This window comes from Falsiroseomonas oryziterrae, from assembly GCF_021864505.1.
Classification (GTDB): domain Bacteria; phylum Pseudomonadota; class Alphaproteobacteria; order Acetobacterales; family Acetobacteraceae; genus Falsiroseomonas; species Falsiroseomonas oryziterrae.
In genome coordinates, this window is the sequence record NZ_JAKJIB010000412.1 from 1 (window position 1) to 3099 (window position 3099).

Annotated in this window: 3 protein-coding genes and 1 pseudogene; all 4 read left to right on the top strand. The window is 73.2% G+C overall.

Translation table 11 applies throughout. The annotated features are described in order from the left end of the window. A pseudogene (locus L2I40_RS21145) lies at window positions 1–288 on the top strand (hypothetical protein); the annotation flags it as partial. 116 nt (window positions 289–404) lie between these two features. Beyond that, a complete protein-coding gene (locus tag L2I40_RS21150; RefSeq protein ID WP_237217172.1) occupies window positions 405–1625 on the top strand; it encodes an acyl-CoA dehydrogenase in 1221 nt (406 codons plus the stop codon). 49 nt (window positions 1626–1674) lie between these two features. After that, a complete protein-coding gene (locus L2I40_RS21155; protein WP_237217174.1) occupies window positions 1675–2928 on the top strand; it encodes a class I SAM-dependent RNA methyltransferase in 1254 nt (417 codons plus the stop codon). Continuing rightward, window positions 2886–3099 (top strand): hypothetical protein (locus L2I40_RS21160; RefSeq protein WP_237217176.1); only part of this gene is annotated, 214 nt, incomplete at its 3' end. The genes L2I40_RS21155 and L2I40_RS21160, both read left to right, overlap by 43 nt.

Consider the following 3099-nt stretch of genomic DNA (forward strand, 5'->3'; position numbering starts at 1 on the left):
GCCCGTGGGCCGGAGCCCCGGCGCGAGGACCGCCCGCGCGACGAGCGGCGGGACGACCGCCGCCCGCGCCACGAGGACGGGCGTCGCGACGAGGGGCGCCGCGAGGAAGGCCGCCGCGACGAGCGCCGTGACTACCGGCGTGAGGATCTCGGCCCGCCGGTGCGCGGCTTCGGCGACAGCGTGCCGGCCTTCATGACAATCCCGATCCCGCGCCCGCGGCGCGAGACGGTGGCCGAGGCACCTGCCGAGGCCCCGGAAGCCGCGGCGACGGACGCCGAGGCGGCGTGATCGCCGCCGGCCGTTGCCCCTGGCGGGCAACGGCCTAGATTGCCGCAAGACGCCCCGCGCGGCCGCGGTCGCGCAGAAGACCGGCGCGGGTATCGCCGCGTCCCCAGGAGGAAGCCATGAACGTCGTCACCCAGGTCGCTGGCGAGGCCCCCAAGAAGTCCTCGCTGCCGCCCTTCAAGTGGGACGACCCGCTGCTGCTCGACCAGGAGTTGACCGAGGACGAGCGGATGATCCGCGACGCGGCCCGCCAGTTCTGCCAGGAGAAGCTGATGCCGCGGGTGCTCGAGGCGAACCGCCACGAGCGCTTCGACCGCGAGATCATGAATGAGTTCGGCGAGATGGGCTTCCTCGGCGCGACGCTCGACGGCTATGGCTGCGCCGGCGTGTCCTACGTCGCCTACGGGCTGATGGCCCGCGAGGTCGAGCGGGTGGACAGCGGCTACCGCAGCGCCTTCTCGGTGCAGTCCTCGCTGGTGATGTTCCCGATCCACGCCTTCGGGTCGGAAGAGCAGAAGCAGAAGTACCTGCCGAAGCTCCGCACCGGCGAATGGGTCGGCTGCTTCGGCCTGACCGAGCCCGACGCCGGCTCGGATCCCGCCTCGATGCGCACCCGCGCGAAGAAGGTGGATGGCGGCTACCTCGTCAGCGGCTCCAAGACCTGGATCACCAACTCGCCGATCGCCGACATCGCGGTGGTCTGGGCCAAGGACGACGAGGGCGTGCTGCGCGGCTTCATCCTGGAGCGCGGCATGAAGGGGCTCACCTTCCCGAAGATCGAGGGCAAGTTCAGCCTCCGCGCCAGCGTGACCGGCATGATCATGATGGACGAGGTCTTCGTGCCGGAGGCGAACCGCCTGCCCGGCGTGAAGTCGCTCGCCGGTCCGTTCCAGTGCCTGAACCGCGCGCGCTACGGCATCGCCTGGGGTGCGATGGGCGCGGCCGAGTTCTGCTGGCACGCCGCGCGCGACTACACGATGGGCCGCAAGATGTTCGGCAAGCCTCTCGCGGCAACGCAGCTCATCCAGAAGAAGCTCGCCGACATGCAGACCGAGATCACGCTCGGCCTGCACGCCGTGCTGCGCGTCGGGCGGCTCTTCGACGCGCACAAGGCCTCGCCGGAGATGATCTCCCTGGTGAAGCGCAACAACTGCGGCAAGGCGCTGGATATCGCCCGGGTCGCGCGCGACATGCATGGCGGCAACGGGATCGTGGACGAGTATCACGTGATCCGCCACGTCATGAACCTCGAGACTGTGAACACCTACGAGGGCACGCATGACGTGCACGCGCTGATCCTCGGCCGCGCCCAGACCGGCCTCAACGCGTTTGGCGGCTGAGCCGCCGAACCCTTCGCCGCTCGCGGGCAAGGGTCCGGGCGGAAGCCGCATGCGCTTCGCCATCGCGCGCATCGGCTCCGCCGGCGACGGCGTGGCCGAGACGCCGGACGGCCCGCTGCACATACCCTTCGCCTTGCCAGGCGAGCGCGTCATGGCGCGGCCGGCAGGGCGCGGCCGCGCCGTGCTGGAGGCGGTCGAAGCGCCGTCGCCCGAGCGCGTCGCGCCACCCTGCCCGCATTTCGTCGAAGGTTGCGGCGGCTGCGCGCTGCAGCACTGGGACCTCGGCGCGCAGTCACGCTGGAAGCGCACGCGTCTCATCGAGGCGCTGGCGCGGGCCGGCTTCGCCGATGCGCCGGTCGCGGAGACCGTCGCGACGCCGCCCGACAGCCGGCGCCGCGCGGATTTCGCGCTGCGCCGCCGGCCGGACGGCAGCGTCGCCATCGGCTTCCACCCGCGCGGCTCGCACGAGGTGCTGGACCTGCGCGAATGCCGCATCCTGGTCCCCGCGCTTTTCGCCCTCGTCGCGCCGCTGCGCGCGCTGCTGAGGCGCCTGCCGGCGCTGGCGCGCGAGGGATCGGCGGTGGTGAACCTGCTCGACAGCGGCCCCGACATCCTGCTGCGTACCGACAAGCCCCTGGACGCGACCGGGCGCAGGCTGCTCGCGGCCTTCGGCCAGCAGCTCGGCCTGCCGCGCATCGCCTGGGCGCAAGGCGACGGCCTGCACGAGACGGCGGCGCAGACCGGGCCGGTGCGGCTGATGCTCGGCGAGATCGAGGTCGCGCCGCCGCCTGGCGCCTTCCTCCAGGCGAGCCGCGAGGGCGAGGCGGCGATCGTCGCGGCGGTGCTGGCGGGCCTGCCCGCGAAGCTGCCGCCCAAGGCGCGGATTCTCGATCTCTATGCCGGCCTCGGCACGCTGAGCTTTCCGCTCGCCGCGCGCGGCCGCGTCACGGCGGTGGAAGGCAGCGCCGAGGCGGTGGCGGCGCTCGACGCGGCGGTGCGGAGATCGGGCGCCCGGGTGGACGCGGTGCGGCGCGACCTCGCGCGCCAGCCCTTCCTGCCAGCCGACCTCAAGCCCTTCGCCGTCGTCGTACTCGACCCGCCCTATGGCGGCGCGGCGGAGCAGGTGGCGCAGATCGCGCGCAGCGCGGCGCGCCACGTCGTCTACGTCTCCTGCAACCCGGTCGCGCTGGCGCGTGATGCCGCCGTGCTGCACGGGGCCGGGTTCGCCGTCGCCGCCGCCACGCCAGTCGACCAGTTCCGATGGTCCGCGCATCTCGAATCCGTCGTGCACTTCTCGCGCTGACGCTGCTCGCGGCCCCAGGCTGCGCGCGGCTGATCGGCGGCGAGGCTGGCGTGGTGCTGGAGGCGATCGAGCACGGGCCGGCGCGCACCGAGCTTGGCCGCATCACGCCGCCGCCGTCCCGCACGCGCCTGCCGGAGGCCGATCTCTGGCTGCCCGGCGCCGGCGCGCCCC

What these genes read in the sequence shown, in the direction of transcription:
- L2I40_RS21155 (WP_237217174.1), top strand. Translation starts at nt 1,675, where the DNA reads ATGCGCTTCGCCATCGCGCGCATCGGCTCCGCCGGCGACGGCGTGGCC.
- L2I40_RS21150 (WP_237217172.1), top strand. Translation starts at nt 405, where the DNA reads ATGAACGTCGTCACCCAGGTCGCTGGCGAGGCCCCCAAGAAGTCCTCG.